Origin of the sequence: Pantoea sp. AN62 (assembly GCF_050432985.1) — a bacterium.
Classification (GTDB): Bacteria; Pseudomonadota; Gammaproteobacteria; order Enterobacterales; family Enterobacteriaceae; genus Pantoea; species Pantoea brenneri.
The window spans coordinates 82,150-105,648 of the sequence record NZ_JBNPYB010000005.1 but is presented as its reverse complement, the minus strand read 5'-3'; the positions used below and the strand labels follow the sequence as shown (position 1 = coordinate 105,648).

At 55.8% G+C, this 23,499-nt stretch carries 22 protein-coding genes and 1 other annotated feature; of the genes, 6 read left to right on the top strand and 16 right to left on the bottom strand.

Features of this window, described 5'->3' with window-relative positions; translation table 11 throughout:
- Window positions 1-140: 140 nt before the first annotated feature.
- Window positions 141-404, top strand: a complete 264-nt coding sequence (gene rpsT, locus FHW04_RS07625) for a 30S ribosomal protein S20 (RefSeq protein ID WP_006117633.1) — start codon at window positions 141-143, stop codon at window positions 402-404.
- A gap of 38 nt (window positions 405-442) precedes the next feature.
- Here rpsT and nhaR read toward each other — a convergent pair whose 3' ends face one another.
- The 4 genes from nhaR to dnaK all read right to left on the bottom strand — a co-directional run bounded on the left by nhaR (window position 443) and on the right by dnaK (window position 5,876).
- The gene (gene nhaR / locus FHW04_RS07620; RefSeq protein ID WP_069728486.1) at window positions 443-1,360 is read right to left on the bottom strand and encodes a transcriptional activator NhaR; all 918 of its coding nucleotides are present in this window, start codon (window positions 1,358-1,360) and stop codon (window positions 443-445) included.
- Window positions 1,361-1,380: 20 nt separating this feature from the next.
- Entirely contained in the window at window positions 1,381-2,553 is a 1,173-nt protein-coding gene (gene nhaA / locus FHW04_RS07615; protein ID WP_031376014.1) for a Na+/H+ antiporter NhaA, read from the bottom strand.
- Window positions 2,554-2,715: 162 nt separating this feature from the next.
- Entirely contained in the window at window positions 2,716-3,861 is a 1,146-nt protein-coding gene (gene dnaJ / locus FHW04_RS07610) for a molecular chaperone DnaJ (RefSeq protein WP_031376015.1), read from the bottom strand.
- Window positions 3,862-3,965: 104 nt separating this feature from the next.
- Window positions 3,966-5,876, bottom strand: a complete 1,911-nt coding sequence (gene dnaK, locus FHW04_RS07605) for a molecular chaperone DnaK (RefSeq protein ID WP_031376016.1) — start codon at window positions 5,874-5,876, stop codon at window positions 3,966-3,968.
- A gap of 303 nt (window positions 5,877-6,179) precedes the next feature.
- On the opposite strand from dnaK, the gene satP reads away from it, so the two are divergent.
- Complete coding sequence (gene satP / locus FHW04_RS07600) at window positions 6,180-6,749, top strand: acetate uptake transporter (protein WP_031376017.1); 570 nt, start codon at window positions 6,180-6,182, stop codon at window positions 6,747-6,749.
- 38 nt (window positions 6,750-6,787) lie between these two features.
- On the opposite strand, the gene FHW04_RS07595 is transcribed toward satP, so the two are convergent.
- The 3 genes from FHW04_RS07595 to tal all read right to left on the bottom strand — a co-directional run bounded on the left by FHW04_RS07595 (window position 6,788) and on the right by tal (window position 9,864).
- Window positions 6,788-8,095 (bottom strand): MFS transporter, encoded by a 1,308-nt coding sequence (locus tag FHW04_RS07595; protein ID WP_069728449.1) that lies wholly within the window; start codon window positions 8,093-8,095, stop codon window positions 6,788-6,790.
- Between the two features lie 105 nt (window positions 8,096-8,200).
- Entirely contained in the window at window positions 8,201-8,788 is a 588-nt protein-coding gene (mog, locus tag FHW04_RS07590) for a molybdopterin adenylyltransferase (RefSeq protein WP_031376019.1), read from the bottom strand.
- Window positions 8,789-8,910: 122 nt separating this feature from the next.
- Window positions 8,911-9,864: a transaldolase gene (gene tal / locus FHW04_RS07585; protein WP_069728450.1), complete on the bottom strand. Its 954-nt coding sequence runs from the start codon at window positions 9,862-9,864 to the stop codon at window positions 8,911-8,913.
- A 209-nt stretch (window positions 9,865-10,073) separates the two neighbouring features.
- Here tal and yaaA point away from each other — a divergent pair, with 209 nt between their 5' ends.
- Window positions 10,074-10,847 (top strand): peroxide stress protein YaaA, encoded by a 774-nt coding sequence (gene yaaA / locus FHW04_RS07580; protein WP_031376021.1) that lies wholly within the window; start codon window positions 10,074-10,076, stop codon window positions 10,845-10,847.
- 59 nt (window positions 10,848-10,906) lie between these two features.
- Here the strand turns inward: yaaA and thrC are convergent, their stop codons facing one another.
- The 5 genes from thrC to FHW04_RS07555 all read right to left on the bottom strand — a co-directional run bounded on the left by thrC (window position 10,907) and on the right by FHW04_RS07555 (window position 16,632).
- Window positions 10,907-12,190, bottom strand: coding sequence for a threonine synthase (gene thrC, locus FHW04_RS07575; RefSeq protein WP_031376022.1), 1,284 nt, complete (start codon window positions 12,188-12,190; stop codon window positions 10,907-10,909).
- 3 nt (window positions 12,191-12,193) lie between these two features.
- A complete protein-coding gene (gene thrB / locus FHW04_RS07570) occupies window positions 12,194-13,123 on the bottom strand; it encodes a homoserine kinase (protein ID WP_089561362.1) in 930 nt (309 codons plus the stop codon).
- A gap of 2 nt (window positions 13,124-13,125) precedes the next feature.
- Window positions 13,126-15,588 carry a bifunctional aspartate kinase/homoserine dehydrogenase I gene (gene thrA, locus FHW04_RS07565; RefSeq protein WP_089561361.1) on the bottom strand — a complete coding sequence of 821 codons (2,463 nt, stop codon included), beginning with the start codon at window positions 15,586-15,588 and terminating at the stop codon, window positions 13,126-13,128.
- Window positions 15,589-15,614: 26 nt separating this feature from the next.
- Window positions 15,615-15,733, bottom strand: a sequence feature (Thr leader region).
- Window positions 15,672-15,740, bottom strand: coding sequence for a thr operon leader peptide (thrL, locus tag FHW04_RS07560; RefSeq protein ID WP_071591720.1), 69 nt, complete (start codon window positions 15,738-15,740; stop codon window positions 15,672-15,674). Its footprint overlaps the feature before it by 62 nt.
- Before the next feature lie 187 nt (window positions 15,741-15,927).
- Window positions 15,928-16,632 (bottom strand): tRNA/rRNA methyltransferase, encoded by a 705-nt coding sequence (locus tag FHW04_RS07555; protein ID WP_069728452.1) that lies wholly within the window; start codon window positions 16,630-16,632, stop codon window positions 15,928-15,930.
- 600 nt (window positions 16,633-17,232) lie between these two features.
- Here FHW04_RS07555 and arcA point away from each other — a divergent pair.
- A complete protein-coding gene (arcA, locus tag FHW04_RS07550) occupies window positions 17,233-17,949 on the top strand; it encodes a two-component system response regulator ArcA (RefSeq protein WP_046289182.1) in 717 nt (238 codons plus the stop codon).
- A gap of 45 nt (window positions 17,950-17,994) precedes the next feature.
- Here the strand turns inward: arcA and creA are convergent, their stop codons facing one another.
- Window positions 17,995-18,468 carry a protein CreA gene (creA, locus tag FHW04_RS07545; protein ID WP_031376026.1) on the bottom strand — a complete coding sequence of 158 codons (474 nt, stop codon included), beginning with the start codon at window positions 18,466-18,468 and terminating at the stop codon, window positions 17,995-17,997.
- A gap of 194 nt (window positions 18,469-18,662) precedes the next feature.
- On the opposite strand from creA, the gene robA reads away from it, so the two are divergent.
- A complete protein-coding gene (gene robA / locus FHW04_RS07540; protein WP_031376027.1) occupies window positions 18,663-19,544 on the top strand; it encodes an MDR efflux pump AcrAB transcriptional activator RobA in 882 nt (293 codons plus the stop codon).
- A 43-nt stretch (window positions 19,545-19,587) separates the two neighbouring features.
- Here the strand turns inward: robA and gpmB are convergent, their stop codons facing one another.
- Window positions 19,588-20,235, bottom strand: coding sequence for a 2,3-diphosphoglycerate-dependent phosphoglycerate mutase GpmB (gene gpmB, locus FHW04_RS07535; RefSeq protein ID WP_046289181.1), 648 nt, complete (start codon window positions 20,233-20,235; stop codon window positions 19,588-19,590).
- 208 nt (window positions 20,236-20,443) lie between these two features.
- Between gpmB and yjjX the strand changes: the two genes are divergently transcribed.
- Window positions 20,444-20,962 carry an inosine/xanthosine triphosphatase gene (gene yjjX / locus FHW04_RS07530; protein WP_031376028.1) on the top strand — a complete coding sequence of 173 codons (519 nt, stop codon included), beginning with the start codon at window positions 20,444-20,446 and terminating at the stop codon, window positions 20,960-20,962.
- Here yjjX and trpR read toward each other — a convergent pair whose 3' ends face one another.
- Complete coding sequence (gene trpR / locus FHW04_RS07525; RefSeq protein ID WP_069728453.1) at window positions 20,963-21,268, bottom strand: trp operon repressor; 306 nt, start codon at window positions 21,266-21,268, stop codon at window positions 20,963-20,965. It lies immediately after the preceding gene.
- A 45-nt stretch (window positions 21,269-21,313) separates the two neighbouring features.
- Window positions 21,314-23,233, bottom strand: a complete 1,920-nt coding sequence (gene sltY / locus FHW04_RS07520; RefSeq protein WP_069728454.1) for a murein transglycosylase — start codon at window positions 23,231-23,233, stop codon at window positions 21,314-21,316.
- Window positions 23,234-23,499 lie beyond the last annotated feature (266 nt).

Below are 23,499 nucleotides of genomic sequence, written 5' to 3'. Positions count from 1 at the left end.
TCTTGCGCCATCAAATACGTAACCGAGTGCTGCTCATAGAGCGACGCTTATTTGCACAAATCCATTGACAAAATCAGGTTGGAAGGGCATAGTCCTCGGCCTTTGATTTGTCTCTATAGAACACATTTGGGAGTTGGACCTTGGCTAATATCAAATCAGCTAAGAAACGCGCCGTAACATCTGAGAAACGCCGTAAGCATAACGCTAGCCGCCGCTCTATGATGCGTACCTTCGTTAAGAAAGTATACGCGGCGATCGCTTCAGGCGACAAAGCTGCTGCGCAGAACGCATTCAATGAAATGCAACCAATCGTGGACCGTCAGGCTGCTAAAGGTCTGATCCACAAAAACAAAGCTGCACGTTATAAAGCAAACCTGACTGCACAGATCAACAAACTGGCTTAATCGCCGCTTGTTCATCGCTTTGTTGAAAGAACCGGCTTTTACGCCGGTTTTTTTTCGTCTGTAACAGGGCGTGGAAACAGCGTGCTGAAGTCTGCATGACAGATGCGCTGTACCGCCGGATGCTGAATCATTCGCTCAGCAAAGATGATGTGATACTCCTCTAATACCGTATCCAGCCGCCCGACCTCTTCGATCACCTCACGCTGCCAGATATCCTGCCGGTCCAGCACCGGAGCGACAAAAATGGCATTCTGCCCGGCCCCGAACGCTTTCATTAACGCCGCATCATCAAATTCGCCCAGGATGTCGACCTGCAATCCCTGACTATTGATCCAGTTAAGAATCTTACGTCCCAGCATCGAACGGCGTCCCGGAATCAACAGCCGGCGCGTCTCCAGACAGGCCGGAAAAGGCCGCTCGGGCAGCGGCAGCGTTGACCAGAAGCTGACCGGACACTCGCCCAGCTTGACCGAAAACAGCCCCTCCTGCTGGGTCGAATCGATCGGGCAGTCAGAGATAATCATATCCAGCTTGTGCTGGCTGAGCTGCTCCAGCAGCATTTCATGGGTCGACTCAAAGCAGCGCAGATGAATCTTCTCATCCGCCACCACCGCCGTCTCCAGCACCTTGCTCACCAGTTGTTTAGACAGCGCGTCCGCCACGCCGACGTCAAACAGCAGATGCGACTCTTTGCGGTAGTTAACGATATCCAGCATCTCCTGGCCGAGCATGAACATCCGGTCCGCATAGCGGAACACCAGCTGTCCCAGCTCGGTCGGCACCAGCCCGCGCCCCTGCCGGCGGAACAGCTTGCCCTGCAGGCGCTCCTCAAGCGCCTTAATCTGTCCGGTGATGGTTTGCGGCGTCAGGGAGAGCGCCTCAGCGGCACCGACAATCGATCCGGTCCGGCAGGCGTGCCAGAAGTAGTAGAGATGATTGTAGTTAATGTGCGACATCATTCCTCACTCCCAGCTGCTCAACCGGCACGCTGTGCCAGACGCCGCCACAGAATCAGGTAGCCCAGCACCGCCGAGAGAATCGATCCGATCAGAATGCCCAGCTTCGCCAGGGTAATCAGTTCAGCATTAGTGTCGCCATAAGCCAGCGAGCCGATGAAGATCGACATGGTAAAACCGATGCCACATAACACCCCAACCGCTGCGATATCCTTAATGTGAGTATTTTCAGGCAGCCGGGCGAGGCCCATTTTTACCGCCAGCCAGCAGAACAGCGTGATACCCAGCGGCTTACCAATCAGCAGACCAGCAATGATGCCGAGCGGCAGCAGCGAGAACAGGCTGTCGAAGGAGACGCCGTCCAGCGAGACGCCGGCATTAGCGAAGGCAAACAGCGGCAGGATCAGCCAGCGCACCCACGGATGCAGCGCATGCTCAAGGTGGATTGCCGGTGAATGCCCCTCTTTCTTCGCCAGCGGGATCAGGAAACCCACCACCACACCGGCCAGCGTGGCGTGTACGCCTGACTTAAGCACCGCGGTCCACAGCACCATGCCCACCAGCAGATAGAGGCCGGTATTGCGCACGTTAAGCAGGTTCATCAGCGCCAGCACCCCAATCGCGGCGGCAGCGACGCCCAGTGACGCGACCGACAGATCGTGGGTATAGAACAGCGCGATAATCACAATCGCCCCGAGGTCATCAATGATCGCCAGCGCCATCAGGAAGATCTTCAAAGCCGGTGGCACCCGGCTGCCTAGCAGCGCCAGAATACCCAGCGCAAATGCAATGTCGGTGGCGGTCGGGATCGCCCATCCGCTGCGCGTCTCAACGTCAGCGCCGTTAAACAGCAGGAACAGTATTGCCGGGGCCACCATGCCACCCAGCGCGGCGATCAGCGGAAAGATGGCCTGCTCACGTTTCGCCAGCGCGCCCATCACCAGTTCACGCTTAACCTCCAGCCCGACCATCAGGAAAAACAGCGCCATCAGCGCGTCATTGATCCACAGCAGCAGGTTTTTGTTGATATCGAGATCGCCGAAACGGAACTGCACCGGAATCGCCAGCAGATCGCGATAGCCCTGCTGCGTTGCGTCGTTATTGGCGAGGATCATCGCCAGCGCGGCGGCCAGGATTAATACCACGCCACCGGTGGCATCACTATGCAGGATTTTTTTTAGTCTGATATTCACACGCAGGGTCCTTCTCCAGAGATCAATCAAGGCTCTAAGAATACCGATAATGATAGCTCGAAAAAAACAGATTATTTAGCGTATATCACTCGGAAAAGACGAGTTATGGTAACAGGCAAAAAAAAGCCAGCGACAATGCGCTGGCTTCAGAGGGTGATGCGCTTAACGGGTTAAGTCATCAAAGAATTTTTTCACGCCGTCGAAGAAGCTTTTGGAGCGCGGGCTGTTGTGTTCACCGCTCGGGCCACCAAAGCTCTCTTCCAGTTCACGCAACAGCGCTTTCTGTTTCTCATTGAGGCTGACAGGCGTTTCCACCACTACCCGGCACAGCAGATCGCCGACCGCGCCGCCGCGTACCGACTTCACGCCGCGTCCACGCATGCGGAACAGTTTGCCGGTCTGGGTTTCAGACGGCACTTTGAGCTTCACGCGACCATCCAGCGTTGGCACTTCAATCTCACCGCCCAGTGCTGCCATCGCAAAGTTGATCGGCACTTCACAGTAGAGGTTGTTCTCTTCACGTTCGAAAATCGGGTGTTTCTTCACCGATACCTGAACGTAGAGATCGCCGGCTGGTGCGCCCTGCTCACCCGCTTCACCTTCACCGCTCAGCCGAATGCGGTCACCGGTGTCGACCCCGGCCGGGATTTTCACTGACAGCGTTTTCGACTTCTCTACCCGGCCATGACCATGACAGGCATTGCACGGATCTTTAATCACCGAGCCACGACCGTGGCAGGTCGGACAGGCTTGCTGTACGGTGAAGAAGCCCTGGCGCATCTGCACCTGGCCGGCACCGTGACAGGTCGAACAGGTCTGAGGCTGCGTGCCCGCTTTCGCGCCGCTGCCGTGGCAGACGTCACACTCTTCCAGCGTTGGAATGCGGATCTCTTTGGTCACGCCGCGTACCGCTTCTTCCAGCGACAGCTCCATGTTGTAGCGTAAATCGGCGCCACGGGCTGCGCGCTGACGGCGGCCACCACCAAAGATGTCACCGAAAACGTCGCCAAAGATATCGCTGAAATCTGCGCCGCCGCCACCAAAGCCGCCGCCGCCGAATCCACCGCCGCCCATGCCGCCCTGTTCAAAGGCTGCGTGGCCATATTGATCGTAAGCCGCCCGCTTCTGCGCGTCGGTCAGGATTTCGTAGGCTTCCTTAACCTCTTTGAATTTGGCTTCGGCCTCTTTGTCACCGGGATTACGGTCCGGGTGAAACTTCATTGCCAGGCGTTTGTAAGCCTTTTTGATTTCACGCTCGTCTGCGGATTTGGCGACGCCTAAAATCTCGTAGTAATCACTCTTCGCCATATTTATTTAGCCCTTAACATGATCGCACGGGCGTGGAGAGAACTCCTACGCCCGTGCTGGTTTCAACGGCTGTCAGGCCAACCGTCGCGCCCGGTCAGGGGCAATTATTTCTTGTTGTCTTTCACTTCTTCGAATTCAGCGTCGACAACGTCGTCATCTTTCTTCGCTGACGCATCGCCGGCATCCGCCGCACCCGCCTGAGACTGCTGTGCTGCTTCCATCAGTTTGCCGGACACTTCCATCAGCGCCTGCATTTTGGCGTCGATTTCCGCTTTATCTTCGCCTTTCAGCGCGGTTTCCAGTGCAGCCAGCGCAGCTTCGATAGGTGCTTTATCGTCAGCGGTCAGTTTGTCGCCCGCTTCATCCAGCTGCTTACGCGTGCTGTGGGCAATCTGGTCACCCTGGTTACGCGTCTGTACCAGCTCTTCGAACTTACGGTCAGATTCGGCGTTCGCTTCCGCGTCGCGCACCATTTTTTCGATCTCTTCATCGTTCAGACCAGAAGAGGCTTTAATGGTGATTTTCTGCTCTTTACCGCTGTTCTTATCTTTCGCTGACACGTGCAGGATACCGTCCGCATCGATGTCGAAGGTCACTTCGATCTGCGGCATACCGCGCGGTGCAGCCTGGATACCGTCGAGGTTGAACTGGCCCAGTGACTTGTTGTCATTGGCGCGCTTACGCTCACCCTGCAGCACGTGAATGGTCACGGCTGACTGGTTATCTTCAGCAGTTGAGAACACCTGGCTGTGCTTGGTCGGGATCGTGGTGTTCTTGCTGATCAGCGACGTCATCACGCCACCCATGGTTTCGATACCCAGTGACAGTGGGGTAACGTCCAGCAGCAGCACATCTTTCACGTCGCCGCCCAGTACACCACCCTGAACCGCTGCACCCACTGCAACCGCTTCATCCGGGTTCACGTCTTTACGTGGCTCTTTACCAAAGAACTCAGTCACTTTGGCCTGAACCAGTGGCATACGAGTCTGACCACCGACCAGGATAACGTCGTTGATGTCAGAAACGGACAGACCGGCATCCTGCAGCGCAACTTTCAGCGGCGCGATAGAACGGGCAACCAGATCTTCGACCAGTGATTCCAGCTTCGCACGCGTCACTTTGATGTTCAGGTGTTTAGGACCGGTCGCATCAGCCGTGATGTACGGCAGGTTCACGTCGGTCTGCTGAGCAGAAGAGAGCTCGATTTTCGCTTTTTCTGCCGCTTCTTTCAGACGCTGCATCGCCAGCGGATCGTTGTGCAGATCGATGCCCTGATCTTTCTTAAATTCAGCCACCAGGTAGTTGATCAGGCGGCTATCGAAGTCTTCACCACCGAGGTGAGTATCACCGTTGGTTGCCAGTACTTCGAAGGTTTTCTCGCCGTCAACTTCGTCGATCTCAATGATTGAGATATCGAAGGTACCGCCACCCAGGTCGTAAACTGCGATGGTGCGGTTGCCCTGGCCTTTATCCAGACCATACGCCAGCGCTGCTGCCGTTGGTTCGTTGATAATACGCTTAACTTCCAGACCCGCGATACGGCCGGCATCTTTGGTCGCCTGACGCTGCGCATCGTTAAAGTAGGCCGGAACGGTAATAACGGCTTCAGTTACTGGCTCACCGAGGTAATCTTCGGCGGTTTTCTTCATTTTTTTCAGCACTTCAGCAGAGATCTGCGGCGGTGCCATTTTCTGACCTTTCACTTCCAGCCAGGCGTCACCGTTGTCTGCATTGGTGATTTTGTACGGCATGATTTTAATGTCACGCTGTACTTCTTCGTCCTGGAAGCGACGACCGATCAGACGCTTAATCGCGAACAGGGTGTTCTGCGGGTTGGTCACTGCCTGACGTTTAGCCGGTTGACCGACCAGAGTTTCGCCGTCCTGCGTGTAAGCAATAATTGAAGGCGTGGTGCGATCGCCCTCGGCATTCTCCAGCACGCGTGCTTTAGTGCCATCCATGATCGCAACACAAGAGTTGGTTGTACCCAGGTCAATACCAATAATCTTACCCATCTAAACATCTCCCACTTAAATTCGTTGCCAATTTGGGTTGTGAACCTTTTATGTGGGCGAGTTGTTTGCATTCAACCTGCCAGCACATGCTTTTTTTCCAACGTTCACAACGCTCGATGACAAGTAAATGGGGCCGCTTCGATGCGCATCAAGGGTTAAACCAAAAAAAATTTTTCAATATTGGCCCTGTTGGGATCAAAGACCGTGGGCAGGACACTGAATATGATGCGGCGCTCTGCTCACCTCGCGGATCGAGGCTGAGACCTTTTTTATCATCAATGATCATTTTACCGCCGAGGAACTATGGCAAATTCAACACTGGCTAACCCTGCCCCGCTGGGATTAATGGGATTTGGCATGACAACCATCCTGTTAAATCTGCACAACTCGGGCCTGTTCGCCATGGACGTGGCGATTCTGGCCACCGGCATTTTTTATGGCGGTATTGCGCAGGTGCTGGCCGGACTGCTGGAATACAAAAAGAACAATACCTTTGGGCTGACCGCGTTTACCTCTTACGGCATGTTCTGGCTGAGCTTTGTGGCGATACTGTTGCTGCCGCAAATGGGCCTGACAAAAGCCACTGACCCACACTTTCTGGGAGCCTGGCTGGCCCTGTGGGGCATCTTCACGCTCTTTATGTTCGTCGGGACGCTGAAGGGTGCGCGGATGCTGCAGTTTGTGTTTGCCTCGCTCACGCTGCTGTTTGCCCTGCTGGCGGTAGCGCATCTCGCCGATCTGCCGGCTCTGGTGCCGTATGCCGGCTGGGTGGGTATCGTCTGTGGTGCCAGCGCCTGTTATCTGGCCATGGGTGAAGTGCTGAACGAAACCTTCGACCGTACCATTCTGCCGATTGGCGCAAAGCCGGTCTGATTGCGTTAACACGCGGAGCCCGGCTCCGCGTGTCGCTACTACGCCTGTTTCACCGCCTCAGGCAGGCCAGGCGCATGGCTGATATCACGCCGCAGCCAAATCCCGGTAACCAGTCCTGCCAGCGCCAGCGCCATCACATACCAGCACGGTGCCATCACTGAAACATTCATCAGCAACGACACACAGATCGGCGTCAGGCCGCCAAAGATCGCATAGGAAAGATTGTAGGAAAAAGAGAGTCCGGTGAAGCGCACTTCCGGCGGAAAGGCCCGCACCATCACAAACGGCACCACGCCGACCACGCCGACGCTCAGCCCGACCAGCCCATACAGCAGGAACAGCTGCTGCGGATAGAGTGCGGTCAGGTGATAAAACTGCCAGCTGCAAAGTGCCAGCAGCACACTACCGGCACACAGCGTACGGCTGGCACCAAAACGGTCAGCCGCCATACCGGCAATAATACAGCCGAAGCAGAGCATAATAGTGGCGATGCTGTTGGCCTGCAGGGTCAGCGCAGGCGCCATCCCTTGCTGCTTCTGCAGCCAGACCGGTGACATCAGGATCACCACCACAATGCAGGCGGAGAGCAGCCAGGTCAGCAGCATTGAGATCACAATCGATTTCTTATGATTCGCCAGCACGGTTTTCAGCGGCAGGGTTTCGGCCAGCGCTTTGCGCTGCTGCATCTCAGTAAACACCGGCGTTTCATGCAGCCAGCGACGCAGGTACATCGCAGCCAGTCCAAACAGGCCGCCGAGGAAGAACGGGATACGCCAGCCGCCATCATGAATCGCCTGCGGTGACAGTGAAGTATTGATCAGCGTCGCCACCACCGAACCCAGCAGAATACCGACGGTCAGCCCGGCCGTCAGCGTGCCGCAGGCGATGCCGATGCGTTTATAGGGCACATGCTCAGCGACAAATACCCAGGCGCCCGGCACTTCGCCACCAATCGCCGCTCCCTGCAACATGCGCATCAGCAGCATCAGCAACGGTGCGGCGATACCGATAGTCTGATAAGTCGGTAGCGCGCCCATCATCAGTGTCGGTAACGCCATCAGCAAGATGCTCAGACTGAACATCTTTTTACGCCCGACCTTATCGCCAAAGTGCGCCATGATGATGCCGCCCAGCGGACGCGCCAGATAACCTGCCGCAAAGATGCCAAAGGTTTGCAGCTGACGCAGCCATTCCGGCATGTCGGCGGGGAAAAACAGTTCGCCAATCACCGTGGCGAAGAAGACAAAAATAATGAAGTCGTAAAATTCCAGCGCGCCGCCCAGAGCGGCCAGCGCCAGCGTTTTGTAATCTTTGCCAGTCAGGCGCTGAGCAGGTGTCGGATTCATAATATTCCACAGGCAAAAGAAAAAGGTTGTAAAGCTGGGCTTACTATACCGTCAATCTTTTGCCACACCAGTCAGGCTGTAGCTTATGCCTGAAATGCGGAATATTTAGTTATTTATCTCACGTATCGCGCTTTTAGGCCGAAAAGCTGCTACCACTTCGGCGTGCGTTTCGACGTACGGCCCTTCCAGCAACTGTAAACAATAAGGTACGGACGCGAAGATACCGTGCACCTTCACCTTGCCCTGCTGGTCCTTCAATCCTTCCAACGTCTCTTTAATCGACTTTGGCTGGCCGGGCAGGTTGAGGATCAACGACTGCTTACGGATCACGCCGACCTGACGCGACAGAATGGCGGTTGGCACAAACTGCAGGCTGATCTGGCGCATCTGCTCACCAAAACCGGGCATTTCACGGTCGGCGACGGCTAAGGTGGCGTCGGGTGTAACGTCACGTCGTGCCGGTCCGGTACCACCGGTGGTCAGCACCAGATGGCAGAAACGCTCATCAACCAGTTCACAAATGGCCTGCTCAATCATCGGTTGCTCATCCGGCACCAGCCGTGACTCAATCTCAAATGGCGTGCTGATGGCGCTGCTCAGCCAGCTTTCCAGCGCCGGAATGCCCTGATCCTGATAGATGCCGTTGGCGGCGCGATCGGACACCGAGATCAGGCCTATGCGTAGTGTGTTCATGATTATGTTCGCTGTGATGTACCGCTGTGCGGCAGAAAAAAAGGGAAGAGCAGAAAGGATAATACAAAGCGAAAGTGACGGAAAAGGGAAACCGTGACGGACGGTGCCGTCACGGTGAATCATTACAGCAGTTCTGCCAGCATTTTCTCAAGTTTGCCCTGATCAACGGCAAAATTGCGGATACCTTCCGCCAGTTTCGCCACCGCCATTGGGTCCTGGTTGTGCTGCCACAGGAACTCAGACTCGGTCATTTTAGCCGGACGCGCTTTCACTTCGCCGCTGTAGCTCAGTTTACGCTCCAGTGTGCCTTCGCTCTCTGCCAGCTCTTTCAGCAGCGCAGGTGAAATGGTCAGACGGTCACAGCCAGCCAGCTCGATGATTTCGCCAACGTTACGGAAGCTGGCGCCCATCACCACGGTTTCATAGCCGTGCTGCTTGTAGTAGTTGTAGATTTCAGAGACGGAAACCACGCCTGGATCTTCGTGTGCCGCATACTCTTTCTTATCGGTGTTGGCTTTGTACCAGTCGAGGATACGGCCAACAAACGGTGAAATCAGGAACACGCCCGCTTCGGCACAGGCACGGGCCTGAGCGAAGGAGAACAGCAGCGTCAGGTTACAGTTGATGCCCTCTTTTTCCAGCTGTTCCGCCGCGCGGATACCCTGCCAGGTTGAGGCCAGTTTGATCAGAATGCGGTCGTTGCTGATGCCGGCATCGTTATAGAGTTTGATCAGGCTGCGGGCTTTAGCGATGCTGCCTTCAGTATCGTAAGAGAGACGGGCATCGACTTCAGTCGAGATGCGGCCCGGGATCAGCTTAAGAATTTCCAGACCAATGTTAACTGCCAGCTTGTCAGAAACCAGCTGCAACTGCTCTTCTTTGTTGCTGCTCTGCTCACGCGCCCAGCCGATCGCTTCATCGATCAGTTTGCGGTATTCAGGGATTTGTGCGGCGTTGAGAATCAGAGAAGGGTTGGTGGTAGCGTCTTGCGGCTGATACAGCTTCATGGCTGCAATATCACCGGTGTCGGCTACCACGGTGGTGAGCTGACGCAGGGAAGTAAGTTTGTCCGTCATGTTCTTTTCTCTTAGTTAACTGTCAGGGTGAAAAAAGGCTGTTGCGATAATATCACGCGGCACCGGTGGCGCAAGGTCAGGGAATGCCGTTTACCCTCGCCTGAACAAATCGGTGTGATTCGTCATTCTTTACGCCTTTTTTGTTACACTGCGCAGCTATACCCACTGCCAATGCCCTGTAAAACCAGGTGTTAACCGAGGAAGCAACTATGTTGATGGTGATCTCGCCCGCCAAGACGCTGGATTATGAAAGTCCGCTGGCGACCCCGCGCTTTACCCAGCCGGCCCTGTTAGAAAAGTCACAACAGCTGATTGAGATTGCGCGCGATCTGTCACCCGCCAACATCGCCTCGTTAATGGGGATCAGCGACAAACTGGCCCACCTCAACGCCGAGCGTTTCAATAGCTGGCAGCCTGATTTCACCCCGGACAACGCCCGTCAGGCGATTCTGGCGTTTAAAGGCGATGTGTATACCGGTTTACAGGCAGAGACCTTCAGCGATCAGGATTTCGACTTTGCTCAGCAGCATTTGCGTATGCTGTCAGGTCTGTATGGCGTACTGCGTCCGCTCGACCTGATGCAGCCCTATCGGCTGGAGATGGGCATCCGGCTGGCCAATCCAGCGGGCAAAGATCTCTACAGCTTCTGGGGCGATTTACTGACTGAGACGCTGAATGCGGCACTGGCGGAACAGGGTGATGCGGTGCTGATTAACCTCGCGTCAGACGAGTACTTCAAAGCGGTCAAAGCGAAGAAACTGCAGGCACAGGTGATCAAGCCGGTCTTCCTCGATCAGAAAAACGGCAGTTATAAAGTGATCAGCTTCTACGCCAAGAAAGCGCGTGGATTGATGAGTCGCTATGTGATTCAGCAGCGCCTGACGCGACCGGAGCAGCTGAAGCAGTTTGATCTGGAGGGTTACTGCTTTGATGCCGCCAGCAGCAGCGAGACTGAGCTGGTCTTCAAACGCGCCGAACAGTAAGCGTCCGTATCGCCTGTGCTGGCCAGCAACGGCAAGCACAGGCGGAACCGGGTTCGCGCTTATTTCAGTAAAAACGCCCGCAGCGCGGCAAAATCGGCCTGCATCGGGTGTGACAGCAACGGCAATTCTGCCCGCTCGGCTAACTCTGGCGGCAGTGTCAGCGTCTGCTGCAGAATCTCTTCCACGCTCTCTCTGAATTTCGCCGGATGCGCGGTGCCGAGGAACAGACCATATTCCCCTTCCTGCAGCTGATCGCGCAGCAGACGCCAGGCAATTGCAGCGTGCGGTTCAGAGACATAGCCAATTTCGGCCAGCTCACGCATCGCAGCGCGGGTGGTCTCATCCGAAACGGCACCGTAGGCCAGATCGGTTAAACGCCAGGTCTTACGACGGAACAGCTCTTCGACGCGCGGCCAGTTGTTTGGCTGGCTGACATCCATCGCATTCGACAAGGTAGACACCGTTAGATTAGGCTGCCACTCACCATTCCCCAGGAAGCGCGGCACCGTATCGTTGGCGTTGGTGGCGGCAATAAAGCGCTTGATTGGCAGGCCCAGCGATTTCGCCAGCAGACCGGCAGTCAAATCACCAAAGTTACCGCTCGGTACTGACACCACCAGCTGATTCCGCTTCTCTTGTGGCAGCTGGGCGACCGCTTCAAAGTAGTAACAGATCTGCGCCAGCAGACGGCTGATGTTGATCGAGTTCGCAGAGTTCAGGCCAATCGCCTGCTTCAGTTGCTGATCGTCAAACGCCTGCTTCACCAGCGACTGACAGGCATCAAAGTCACCGTCGATGGCGATGGTTTCGATGTTGCCGCCCAGGGTACAGAACAGTTTTTCCTGCAGCGGACTGATTTTGCCCTGCGGATAGAGGATCACCACCCGCACATTTTTCATGCCGTAAAAGGCGTGCGCCACCGCTGCGCCGGTATCGCCGGAGGTGGCGGTTAAGATGGTGATTTGCTCATCTGAGCCGCTGACGTAAGCCAGCATCTGGGCCATAAAACGGCCACCGAAATCTTTAAACGCCAGCGTCGGGCCGTGGAACAGCTCAAGGCAGGCGATATCTTCACTGACCGCTTTGACCGGTGCCGGGAAAGCAAACGCGGCTTCGACGCGCTCGGCCAGCTGGTGGGCCGGAATTTCGTCACCAATATAAGCCGAGAGAATTTTGCTGCTGCGGCTGACAAAATCCATCTCCAGCATCGCGTCGATGTCGGTCAGTTCAAACTCTGGCAGCTCGAGCGGAAAAAACAGCCCCTGCTGCGAACCCAGACCCTGTTTCACCGCCTGGGCGAAGCTGACCTGCTCGTTGTGATCCTTAAGATTGTAGAGTTTCATGCGTTATCCCAATTGTCGTGCGCCAGCCGTGTCAAGACGGCAGATATGGACGAAGCCTTCATCATTCTGCAGATAGTGCTGGCTCAGCCAGTCAGCCATCCGCTGTGCCGTTTCCATCTGATTGCAAACGGCGAAAAGGGTCGGACCGGAGCCGGAAATACCGCAGGCCAGTGCGCCAATATCCTGCGCGGCCTGTCGCGCTTCGGCAAAGCCGGGCAGCAGGCGGGTGCGATAAGGTTCGGCAATCACATCCTGCATAAGTTTAGCTGCCAGCTGCGGCTGACGCGTATGGCAGGCATGAATGAAGCCCGCCAGCAGGCGACCGTGCTTGATGCAGTCCTCTTTGCGGTACTGCGCCGGCAGGATCGCCCGCGCTTCGGCGGTAGAGACTTTAATGCCCGGATAGGCCATCACCCACAGCCAGTCATCAAAGCCCGGCACCGGCTGGCTGATGATGCCATTCTCTTCCAGCATCAGCTGAATGCCGCCGAGGAAGCACGGTGCCACATTATCATAATGGATGCTGCCGGAAATCCGCCCTTCCAGCTCACCCATCAGGCTCAGCAGCTGGCTGTCGCTGAGCGGTTTGCCGCAGAATTCATTCATCGCCATCAATCCGGCAACCACCGAACAGGCGCTCGACCCCAGCCCGGAGCCGATCGGCATGTTCTTCTCCAGCGTCATCGCCACCGGAATCTCTTTACCCACCGCCTCGCAAAACCGCTGCCAGCACTGATAAACGATATTCTCTTTGGGATCGGCCGGCAGCTTGCTGACAAAGCGGCCCGCGTTGGTCAGGGTGAAACGATCGGCCGCTTCGACCGAAACGCAGTCGCCCAGCAGTGAACCATCCACCGGCGATACTGCCGCGCCCAGCACATCAAAGCCGACGCTGACGTTGCCTATTGAGGCCGGTGCATAAATTTTTACCATTATTAAACTCCCAACTTCCACGACAGCGTGCGCAGCAGGTCAGCAAAAACACCGGCTGCCGTCACATCATTTCCTGCACCGTATCCGCGCAGCACCAGCGGAATCGGCTGATAGTAGCGGCTGTAAAACGCCAGGGCATTCTCGCCGTTTTTCACTTTATACAGCGGATCGTTACCGTCGACTGCGTCGATTTTCACTTTGCAGACGCCGCCCTCTTCAATCACACCGACGTAGCGCAGCACTTTAACCTCATCGCGTGCCTGTGCCACTCGCGCGGCAAACGCATTATCCAGCTCGGGCAGACGCTGCATAAACTGTTCGACATCCTGAATGGCGGTCAGGTTATCCGGCAGCAACGGCTCAATCTCAATGTCGCTCAGCTCCAGCTGATGACCCGCTTCACGCGCCAGAATCAGCAGCTTGCGCGCCACGTCAGTACCGGAGAGATCGTCACGCGGATCGGGCTCGGTGAATCCCATCTCCCGCGCCATGTTTGTCGCCTGCGACAGCGACACGCCCTCATCCAGCTTACCGAAGATAAACGACAGCGAGCCGGAAAGGATACCGGAGAAGCGCAGCAGCTCATCACCGGCATTCATCAGGTTCTGCAGGTTTTCGATCACCGGCAAGCCCGCGCCGACGTTGGTGTCGTAAAGGAATTTACGCCGTGACTTCGCGGCCGCCGAGCGCATCTGCTGGTAGTAATTCCACGACGAGGTATTGGCTTTTTTGTTCGGCGTCACCACGTGGAAGCCCTCGCTGAGGAAATCCGCATACTGATCGGCCACCGCCTGGCTGGAGGTACAGTCGACAATCACCGGATTCAGCAGATGGTACTCTTTCACCAGACGGGTCAGACGGCCGAGGTTGAACGGCTCTTTGGCTTCGCTCAGCGCCGCTTTCCAGTTGCTGAGATCGATGCCGTGCACGTGGGTCAACAGCGCGCGCGAGTTGGCAATGCCGCAGACCCGCAGATCGATATGTTTCTGCTTCAGCCACGTCTGCTGACGATGTAACTGATCCAGCAGCGCGCCGCCAACCCCGCCGACGCCGACGACAAACACCTCGATCACCTGATCGGTGGCGAACAGCATCTGGTGTACGACGCGTACGCCGGTGATCACCTCGTCATTGTTAACCACCACTGAGATTGAGCGCTCGGAAGAGCCCTGAGCAATCGCCACGATGTTGATATTGGCGCGCGCCAGCGCCGAGAAGAATTTTGCCGAGATGCCGCGCAGAGTGCGCATGCCATCGCCGACCACCGAAATCACCGCCAGGTTTTCAATGATATCCAGCGGATCAAGCAGGCCATCTTTCAGTTCAAGATAGAACTCCTCTTCCAGCACGTGACGCGCCCGCGCCAGCTCATTTTGCGGCACGCAGAAGCTGATGCTGTATTCGGAAGAGGATTGGGTGATCAACACCACTGAGATACCGGTGCGTGACATCGCAGCGAACACCCGGGCCGCCATGCCCACCATCCCTTTCATGCCGGGACCGGAGACGTTCACCATCGCCATATTATTCAGGTTGGTGATGCCTTTGACCGGATTCTCATCCAGCTCGCCGTGGCCGCCGATCAGCGTGCCTGGCGCCTGCGGATTGGCGGTATTTTTAATCAGGCAGGGGATCTGGAACTGGGCGATGGGCGCGATGGTGCGCGGGTGCAGAACTTTGGCGCCGAAGTAAGAGAGCTCCATCGCCTCCTGGTAGGACATCGACTTCAGCAGACGCGCATCCGGTACCTGACGCGGATCGCAGGTATAGACGCCATCCACATCGGTCCAGATTTCGCAGCAGTCGGCGCGCAGACAGGCTGCCAGTACCGCCGCCGAATAGTCTGAACCGTTGCGCCCCAGTACCACCAGTTCACCACGTTCGTTGCCTGCGGTGAAGCCGGCCATCAGGATCATGTTGTGCGGCGGAATCTGGCTGGCGGCAATGCGGCGGGTCGATTCGGCGATATCCACGGTCGATTCGAGGTAGTGACCGACCGCCAGCAGTTTTTCCACCGGATCGATTACGCTAACTTCGTGACCACGCGCCTGCAGCAGCGCTTCCATGATCGCAATCGAGAGTTTTTCACCACGGCAGATAATGGCCGCATTGACGCTGTCGGGGCACTGGCCTAACAGGCTGATGCCATGCAGCACCTGTTTCAGTTGCGCAAATTCAAGATCAACGCGGGTTTTCAGGCGATCATACTCAAAGCCGGGCTGGGCGGCAGCCAGACCGGTCAGCAGCTCGCTGAAGATGCGTTCGGCATCGCTGATATTCGGCAAAGCATCCTGACCGCTGATGGTTTTTTCAATCATCGCCACCAGATGGTTAGTAATCTTTGCTGGCGCAGAGAGCACGGTTGCAACCTGTCCTTGTTGCGCATTACTTTCCAGAATGTCGGCGACGCGAAGAAACCGTTCCGCATTCGCCACCGAGGTCCCGCCGAATTTCAGCACTCGCATGATATAAACTCTCCTGAATTTAAGCCGAAAAAAAAGCCCGCACTGTTTAGGTGCGGGCTTTTTTCTGTTTTTTCCTGTATGCGTCAGCCCGCACCGTTACCTGTGGTAATGGTGGTGGTAATAATTGTGGTGTTCAGGCTGATTTTACGCATTAAGATTTATTTTCTGTCTGTTTTTGTCTGTCCGTCTGGCTTTCAGAAGTAAAGCAAAGCGCACGTTAAGTCAACGAATTTGTCCGAAGCTCAAATTTCCATCACTGCGCACAGCTGCCTGTGAAAGCGCAAAATGGTGTGCGATCGTTTGCCTTGCTAAAATTCTCTACGATCTGTTGCTGTGAAATCAGCTTTTTCCCGAGGATTTATCTATAAGTTTTTTTTCTATGTCGTGCAGCAGGCGATGCAGCATCGCGCTGTCACGCTGTTCCAGCAGGCCAATACGCTGATCGATCCAGTCTGCCATTTTCTCGTCGTCACTGACCTCCAGCGATTGCAATAACTGGTGAAAACGCTGACGCAGCGCCTGCAGCTGCTGCCCATCTGCCGCTGTTACCACCGGTGCCGCAATCTGATTCAGCTTCGCCAGCTGGTAACAATAAACCATCACCGCCTGCCCCAGATTCAGCGACGGGTAGTCATTTGCCATCGGGATACCGGTCAGCAGATCAACCTGCTCCAGCTCCTCGTTAGTCAGCCCACTGTCTTCGCGGCCAAACACCAGCGCCATGCTGTTTACCCACTGCCGTTTTTCCAGTAGCTGGGTTTCGACCTGTTCAGGCGTGGCATAGTAGCGGAACTTTGCCCGGCTGCGCGCGGTGGTCGCTACGGAGAAATCGATGTCAGCTAACGCCTCGGCTAGGGTCGCAAACGTCTGAAGGTTATCGAGAATATCACCGGCGCCATGTGCAACCCGGCGTGCAGCCGGCTCCTGCCAGGCATCGCTGGCGACAATCCGCAGTTGGCTAAAGCCCATGGTTTTCATGGCACGCGCCGCAGCGCCAATATTTTCAGCCCGTGCAGGCGAGACGAGAATCAGGGGGAAAAGCATGTTTATTCCATTGGTTTGCTGACATAACGCCATATTAACACGGCTGTTAATGATTAAGCCGCCCGCTGAGAATAAGAAAACAGGATGTTAAAACTGGTTAAAATCATCGATCGGTGGCCTTTTCGGCCTTAAGCATCTGTTCTTGACGAAAGGTTTATAAAGTTTTTTTAATTCAATAAGATAAAATATCATTGCCGGCCGGTTTTAGTTTGCGATTTGTCCGTCATAAATGTAGCGAAAAAGCTGCTTTTTGTGAGCTAAGCAGGCAATCTACGAGAAGTTTTTCACAAAAGTGTTAACGTGCTACAATTGCATTTGATATAAGTCAACGAAGCGTTGTTTTTATGCTTATCGGTTGTAGTTGGTGCTGTTAGGTTGCTGTTAATGCAGTTAGGATATGCGCCATTATTATTCTCTCACGGGGCATGCAATTTTCATCCTGACTGGCTGAGCTAATCCTGTTGTTGACGTTGATAGATGGCTTATCAAAATAGTATTCCATACAACGGTTCAGCACGGTCCGCCGCTCTCGATGATGAAGAACGCCATACCGATGTACGCCCTGTTTTCAATTTGTTGGCAAATTTTAGGTAGCTAAACATGCAGACCCCGCACATTCTTATCGTTGAAGACGAACTGGTCACGCGTAATACCCTCAAAAGTATTTTTGAGGCGGAAGGTTATGTGGTGTATGAGGCGACTGATGGTGCTGAAATGCATCAGGTGCTGACCGACAATGACGTCAATCTGGTGATCATGGACATCAACCTGCCCGGTAAAAACGGCCTGTTACTGGCCCGTGAACTGCGCGAACAGGCTAACGTCGCCCTGATGTTCCTGACCGGCCGTGATAACGAAGTCGATAAAATTCTCGGTCTGGAAATTGGCGCTGACGACTACATCACTAAACCGTTTAACCCGCGTGAACTGACGATTCGAGCCCGTAACCTGCTGTCACGCACCATGAATCTGGCGCTGCCAAGCGAAGAGCGTCGTCAGGTTGAAAGCTATAAGTTCAACGGCTGGGAGCTGGATATCAACAGCCGCTCACTGATCAACCCGAACGGTGAACACTATAAGCTGCCGCGCAGTGAATTCCGCGCCATGCTGCACTTCTGCGAGAATCCGGGCAAGATCCAGACCCGTGCGGATCTGCTGAAAAAAATGACCGGTCGCGACCTCAAGCCGCATGACCGCACCGTTGACGTCACCATCCGCCGGATCCGTAAGCATTTCGAATCCACGCCGGACACGCCAGAGATTATTGCCACCATTCACGGTGAAGGTTATCGCTTCTGCGGTGATCTGCAGGACTAATCGCTGCGCAGAGAAAAAACGCCCTGACGGGCGTTTTTTTTTGCCTTAGTGCCACGGCATTATTGGTACGGCGCTCAGCGCATTTTTCGGCGAGCCTTCCACCACTTTGTCGGAGTAGGTCAGATAGACTAAGGCGTTGCGCTTTTTATCGAAGAAGCGTACAACCTGCAGCTTCTTGAAGATCAGCGAGGTGCGCTGGCGAAACACCACGTCGCCCTGCGCTTTGCCCTGCGCAATCTTGTCGCTCAGCTCGACCGGACCGATCTGCTGACAGGAGATTGCCGCATCCGAGGTATCTTCCGCCAGACCCAATCCGCCTTTAATGCCGCCGGTTTTCGCCCGACTGATATAACAGGTTACATTTTTAACATCAGGATCATCGAAAGCCTCAACGACAATTTTATGGTCGGGGCCAAATATCTTGAATACCGTATCTACCGAGCCGATCTCCTCGGCGAGCAGCGGGCTGGAAAAGGTCAGGGTGGCAAATGCGGCGATCATAAGGCGAGATATTGTCATGGAGTTACCATTGCAAATGGAATAGATGTGACTGTAATGTACTGTCAATCGAGTTAATGACCAAACCAAAACGGGTTTAAGCCCGCACTGACGTAGCACAATCTTCCCGAGAAAGCTGCCCACGCCTTTTGAGCATTTAGTGCTATTATTCGACGACTGCGTTTAGCTGCACCACCAGAGTATGAGGATGTTTTATGGACCAAGCCGGTATCATTCGCGATTTGCTTGTCTGGCTGGAGAGCCATCTGGATCAACCCCTTTCACTGGATAACGTTGCCCTGAAAGCCGGTTACTCTAAATGGCATTTACAAAGGATGTTCAAGGACGTCACCGGCCACGCGATAGGCGCTTATATTCGTGCGCGGCGTCTGTCAAAAGCCGCGGTCGCGCTTCGCCTGACCAGCCGTCCGATTCTGGACATCGCCCTGCAGTATCGTTTCGACTCGCAGCAGACCTTCACCCGCGCGTTTAAAAAGCAGTTTAATCAGACGCCGGCCTGGTATCGTCGCTCTTCGGAGTGGAACTCATTCGGTATTCGTCCGCCGATTCGCCTCAGCGATGAGAAGCAGCCTGAACCGACGTTTGTCACCTTGCCGGAAACGGTGCTGGTGGGTCAAACCCAGAACTACACCTGTACACTGGAACAGATTTCCAGTTACCGCGACGAAATGCGCATCCACTTCTGGAAGCAGTTCCTGCTGGAAACCGACACGGTGCCGCCGGTGCTGTATGGCCTGCATCAGGTGCGCGCCAGTCAGGATAAGGATGACGAGCAGGAAATTCTCTATACCACGGCGGTGCCGGCCGACAGCGCAATGAACCTGCACTCCGGCCAGAGCGTCATCCTCGAAGCGGGCGACTATGTGCAGTTCACCTACACCGGGCCGCGCGTCGAGCTGCAGGAGTTTATCCTGTTGCTGTACGGCACCTGTATGCCAACGCTGGGGCTGACCCGCCGTCAGGGACAGGATATTGAACGCTTCTACACCCACGGTGGCAAAAAGCGCAGCGAGCCGCCATCCGAAATCCAGTGTGAATATCTGATTCCGATTCGTCGCCAGCCCGCCGGCAACTAAGCGATTCTGCCGTCATCACGACGGCAGAGGCGCTTCACCGTCGTTAGCGTTGCAGCTCATCGAGCGCAGGCGCATCCAGATGGGAAATATCCCCGGCGGTTTCCACCACCCAGCCTTCTGCCAGCCAGGCGCTCTGCTGATGATCGACGCGTGAGATCGAGCAGTTGCGCAGCCGCAGGCGCCGTTCCGCATGCGCTGGCAGGCCGAGGATGGTGCTGACCAGCACGCCCAGCGCCATACCGTGACTGACAATCAGAGGCCGGCTGCCGGCAGGCAGTTCGAGACAGGCATTCAGCGCCTGATGCATCCGCTCCGCCATCTCGGTCATCGACTCACCTTCCGGGATGCGTCCCCCTTCCGTGCCGTTAACCAGCGTGGCGCGCCACTGTTCCTCTTCGGCGGTTAACTCATCCAGCGGGCGCTTCTCCAGCACTCCCATGTTCAGTTCGCGCAGCCGGGGATCGAGCGTCACCACGCAACCACAGGCATCAGCAATGATCTCAGCAGTGCGACGCGTACGCCCGAGATCGCTGGAGATGACGTGCGTAATGCCCAGTTTTTTGACGCGTTCTCCCACCTGATGGGCTTGTTGCTCACCTTTTTCCGTCAGCGGACTGTCGGACTGACCCTGAATGCGGCGTTCCGCATTCCATACCGTTTCACCGTGACGAACAAGATAGACCTGTAGCATGCTTAGTTTCCGTTATACTGCGACAAAAATCGCCTTAGAGCCTCCCCCCATCAGGCGTCATTGTTGCAGCCAGTCTGGACACGGATAGCGCGAAACAACCGGAGCGTACACGGAGTACGTGAGGATTGTGAGCACTGCCCAACTTCAGACTGCCAAATAAAATAGCCCGATGGGATAGGCTCTTAATCACCTAAGGGTTCAATCAATTATGTACCATGTTGTCGCAGCCACCACCAACCCAGCGAAGATTCGCGCGATTGCGCAGGCATTCAACGACGTTTTCGGCGAGGGATCCTGCCATATTGAGGGGGTCGAGGTCGATAGTGGCGTTGCAGCACAACCGTTAACCCACCTTGAAACGCGAACCGGCGCACGCCAGCGCGTGATGAATGCGCGACAGGTCCGACCTGAAGCGGCATTCTGGGTGGCCATCGAGGCCGGCATTGAAGATGACTGCGCCTTCGCCTGGATGGTGGTAGAAAATCAGAAACAGCGGGGAGAATCGCGTTCGGCCAGCTTCACCCTACCGCCGGTGGTACTGGCTGGATTACGTGAAGGCCGCGAGCTGGGCGAAGAGATGGCACGGTTAACCGGCATTGAGAATATTAAACAGCAGGGCGGCGCGATTGGTGCCTTTACTCAGGGTCTGCTCAGCCGCTCCAGCGTCTATCATCAGGCACTGATTCTGGCGCTCTGCCCGTTTGTTCATCCGCTTTATCAGCAGTAATCAGCCGCGACCCAGGCGCGCTTCCAGCCAGCGTTTCAGCTCCGGTGGCGCCTCTTTCAGACTGTTTGAGCCACGTGTGATGGTCGCGATGCCGACGCCAAGCTCGTTTTTCAGCTCGCGCTGGCTCATCTCGCCGTTCATCAGCTCTTCAATAATCCGCAGACGGGTGCCAAAGGCTTCGCGCTCATCTGGCGTCATCATCAGCTGCATCAGCGGCAGCGCATGGCCGTCTGTAAAGGCCTGCTGCATCAGCGCGACAAAGCGATGCCAGCTATCTTCGGTGGCGTGAGAATCAGGTTGGGTCATGAAGAGGCTTCCGTACTCGCTAAAGAGTACGGAAGCTTAGCACAGCTAGTAACGGCGATTCCACTCGCCATCTGACAGGATCTTGTCAGGCTGGCCCATGAAGTGACGATAGTAGGCGTCATACGCCAGCACGTTCTTCACGTAGCCGCGGGTTTCTGAGAACGGAATGGTCTCAATAAACGCCACCGCATCGAGATTACCGCCACTGGTTTTCTGCCAGCTACGTACCCGGCCGGGACCGGCATTGTAAGCCGCCGAGGCGAAGATCCGGTTCTGACCAAACTGCTGGTAGACATACTCCAGATACTGGGTGCCGATCTGAATATTGGTCTCAGGGTCCAGCAGCTGACTGGCGTTCGCATAGCCCGGCATGTTGTACATCTTAACGGTATGCGCCGCAGTGGCGGGCATAATCTGCATCAGGCCGCTGGCTCCGACCGGTGAACGTGCTTTCGGGTTCCACGCGCTCTCCTGACGTGAAATGGCCATCGCGTAGCTCGGTGGAATCTGCTTATCCTGAGTATTACGCTGATAAACGCTCTGCCACGCCAGCGGGAACCGCTCTTTCAGGCTGTCCCACATCTTCGCAGTAATGGTGGCCTGCACGCTGAGATCCCACCAGTCCTGCTCGTTAGCGTAACGCGCCAGCATCTGCTGCTGATTGTGCGGACGGCTGGCAATCAGGTTGGCCCATTCGCTGCGCGCCAGGTTATCCAGACCCCAGTACATCAGTTCACGCACCCGGGCCAGTTCTGCGCCCTGCACCGTTGCGCTATCCGGCTTCGGTGCTTCATCAACCTGCAGCGGATAATCGACGCCTAACCGCTGCGCCGCCACCATTGGATAGAAACCGCGAGCCTGCATCAGCTTGCGCAGGATCTCTTCCGCTTCCTCTTTACGATCTTTCTCAAACAGCAGATCGGCCTGCCAGTACTGCCATTCATCTTTCTGTTTGGCTTCCAGCGGCAGACGGGCGATCCAGGTATTCAGGCCGCGTCGATCGTGCTGGCTGAGCGCCAGCCGCACCCGGCGCTCCACCAGCGCGGTCGATTCACTGTTCATGACTACCGCATCACGCCAGCGCGCCTGTTCCGATGTCAGATCGCTGCCCATCATGCGCCATACCACAATCTCTTTCAGCGCCTGCTCATCTTCCGGCCCCATCTTCTGCGCCCGCACCAGAATCGGGATCAGGCTGCGGGCATTCTCCATATCCTGGCGGGCGACCCGGGTGAAGGCGTAGATCGTCGCCTGGCGGGTAAAGTCTGTTGGCCCGACGGCGCTGGCAAAGGTGCTGACCGTCAGCGGGTCCTGCTGCAACGCCTGGATCGCGTCAGACATGGTCTGGTAATCAGCCGGCAGCGTTTTCGCCAGGAAGCTCACCAGGCTGTCGTTACCGGCTTTCATCGCCAGCCGGATACGTTCGAGAATGGTGATCGGTGAGAGCTGGCCAGAGGATTGCCATACCGAGAAGAGTTTATCGCAGTCATTGGGCAGCGCCGTGCCGCGCAGCCAGATCTGTTTGGCACCGTCAAAGGCCGCCTGCTGCTGACCGGTGGCCCATTTGGCGTAGTACCAGTTACAGCGTGCCTGCACCGGTTTCGGCTCGGTCGGGCTGAAGTTGAGCACGCCCTGCCAGTCCTGACGATGCGCCAGCACGTTGATAAAACGGGTGCTGAGCGATCGCGCCGGCGGCAACGTCGGATATTGTCGGATAAAGTTTTGTACCGCCAGGCTGGTCTCCTGATCGAGATCCTGCGCCAGCAGGCGATATTGCAAATAAGGATAGAGCGGATAATCCTGTAGCGTTGGCAACAGTTGATCCACCGTGGCCATCTGGTTACTGTCCCAGGCCTGTTTAATTTGTTGATAACGCTGTCGTTGTTGATCAAGCGAATCGGCCCATGCGCTGCTGGCCGTGCCGACCAGGCAGATCCCTACCATCCAGTTACGCCACTTCACCACGTAAATCTCCTCTGTTGCTGGGCGTCGGCGAGTTGCCAGACTCCCTTCATGCTAACCAGGCCACCCGGCTCTTGCCATGTTCTTCACAAAATTTACGCACGGCAGGACTAAACGCACCGCTATCGCCCGCCTCCTGCGCCGCCATTGTGCAAATAATCATCACAAATTCTTATGACAAACGCGGATAACCCGTTGAATCAGGGTGTTAAAAAAATGGCACAGCCTTTGCTCTGTTGAACTCCATCTTGTATACCAGCTGGAATTCA

Bases quoted from the DNA above. Each gene is read 5' to 3' on its own strand.
- nhaR (WP_069728486.1), bottom strand. From the start codon at position 1,360: ATGTCGCACATTAACTACAATCATCTCTACTACTTCTGGCACGCCTGC.
- dnaJ (WP_031376015.1), bottom strand. From the start codon at position 3,861: ATGGCGAAGAGTGATTACTACGAGATTTTAGGCGTCGCCAAATCCGCA.
- dnaK (WP_031376016.1), bottom strand. From the start codon at position 5,876: ATGGGTAAGATTATTGGTATTGACCTGGGTACAACCAACTCTTGTGTT.
- satP (WP_031376017.1), top strand. From the start codon at position 6,180: ATGGCAAATTCAACACTGGCTAACCCTGCCCCGCTGGGATTAATGGGA.
- FHW04_RS07595 (WP_069728449.1), bottom strand. From the start codon at position 8,095: ATGAATCCGACACCTGCTCAGCGCCTGACTGGCAAAGATTACAAAACG.
- mog (WP_031376019.1), bottom strand. From the start codon at position 8,788: ATGAACACACTACGCATAGGCCTGATCTCGGTGTCCGATCGCGCCGCC.
- tal (WP_069728450.1), bottom strand. From the start codon at position 9,864: ATGACGGACAAACTTACTTCCCTGCGTCAGCTCACCACCGTGGTAGCC.
- yaaA (WP_031376021.1), top strand. From the start codon at position 10,074: ATGTTGATGGTGATCTCGCCCGCCAAGACGCTGGATTATGAAAGTCCG.
- thrC (WP_031376022.1), bottom strand. From the start codon at position 12,190: ATGAAACTCTACAATCTTAAGGATCACAACGAGCAGGTCAGCTTCGCC.
- thrB (WP_089561362.1), bottom strand. From the start codon at position 13,123: ATGGTAAAAATTTATGCACCGGCCTCAATAGGCAACGTCAGCGTCGGC.
- thrA (WP_089561361.1), bottom strand. From the start codon at position 15,588: ATGCGAGTGCTGAAATTCGGCGGGACCTCGGTGGCGAATGCGGAACGG.
- FHW04_RS07555 (WP_069728452.1), bottom strand. From the start codon at position 16,632: ATGCTTTTCCCCCTGATTCTCGTCTCGCCTGCACGGGCTGAAAATATT.
- arcA (WP_046289182.1), top strand. From the start codon at position 17,233: ATGCAGACCCCGCACATTCTTATCGTTGAAGACGAACTGGTCACGCGT.
- creA (WP_031376026.1), bottom strand. From the start codon at position 18,468: ATGACAATATCTCGCCTTATGATCGCCGCATTTGCCACCCTGACCTTT.
- robA (WP_031376027.1), top strand. From the start codon at position 18,663: ATGGACCAAGCCGGTATCATTCGCGATTTGCTTGTCTGGCTGGAGAGC.
- gpmB (WP_046289181.1), bottom strand. From the start codon at position 20,235: ATGCTACAGGTCTATCTTGTTCGTCACGGTGAAACGGTATGGAATGCG.
- yjjX (WP_031376028.1), top strand. From the start codon at position 20,444: ATGTACCATGTTGTCGCAGCCACCACCAACCCAGCGAAGATTCGCGCG.
- trpR (WP_069728453.1), bottom strand. From the start codon at position 21,268: ATGACCCAACCTGATTCTCACGCCACCGAAGATAGCTGGCATCGCTTT.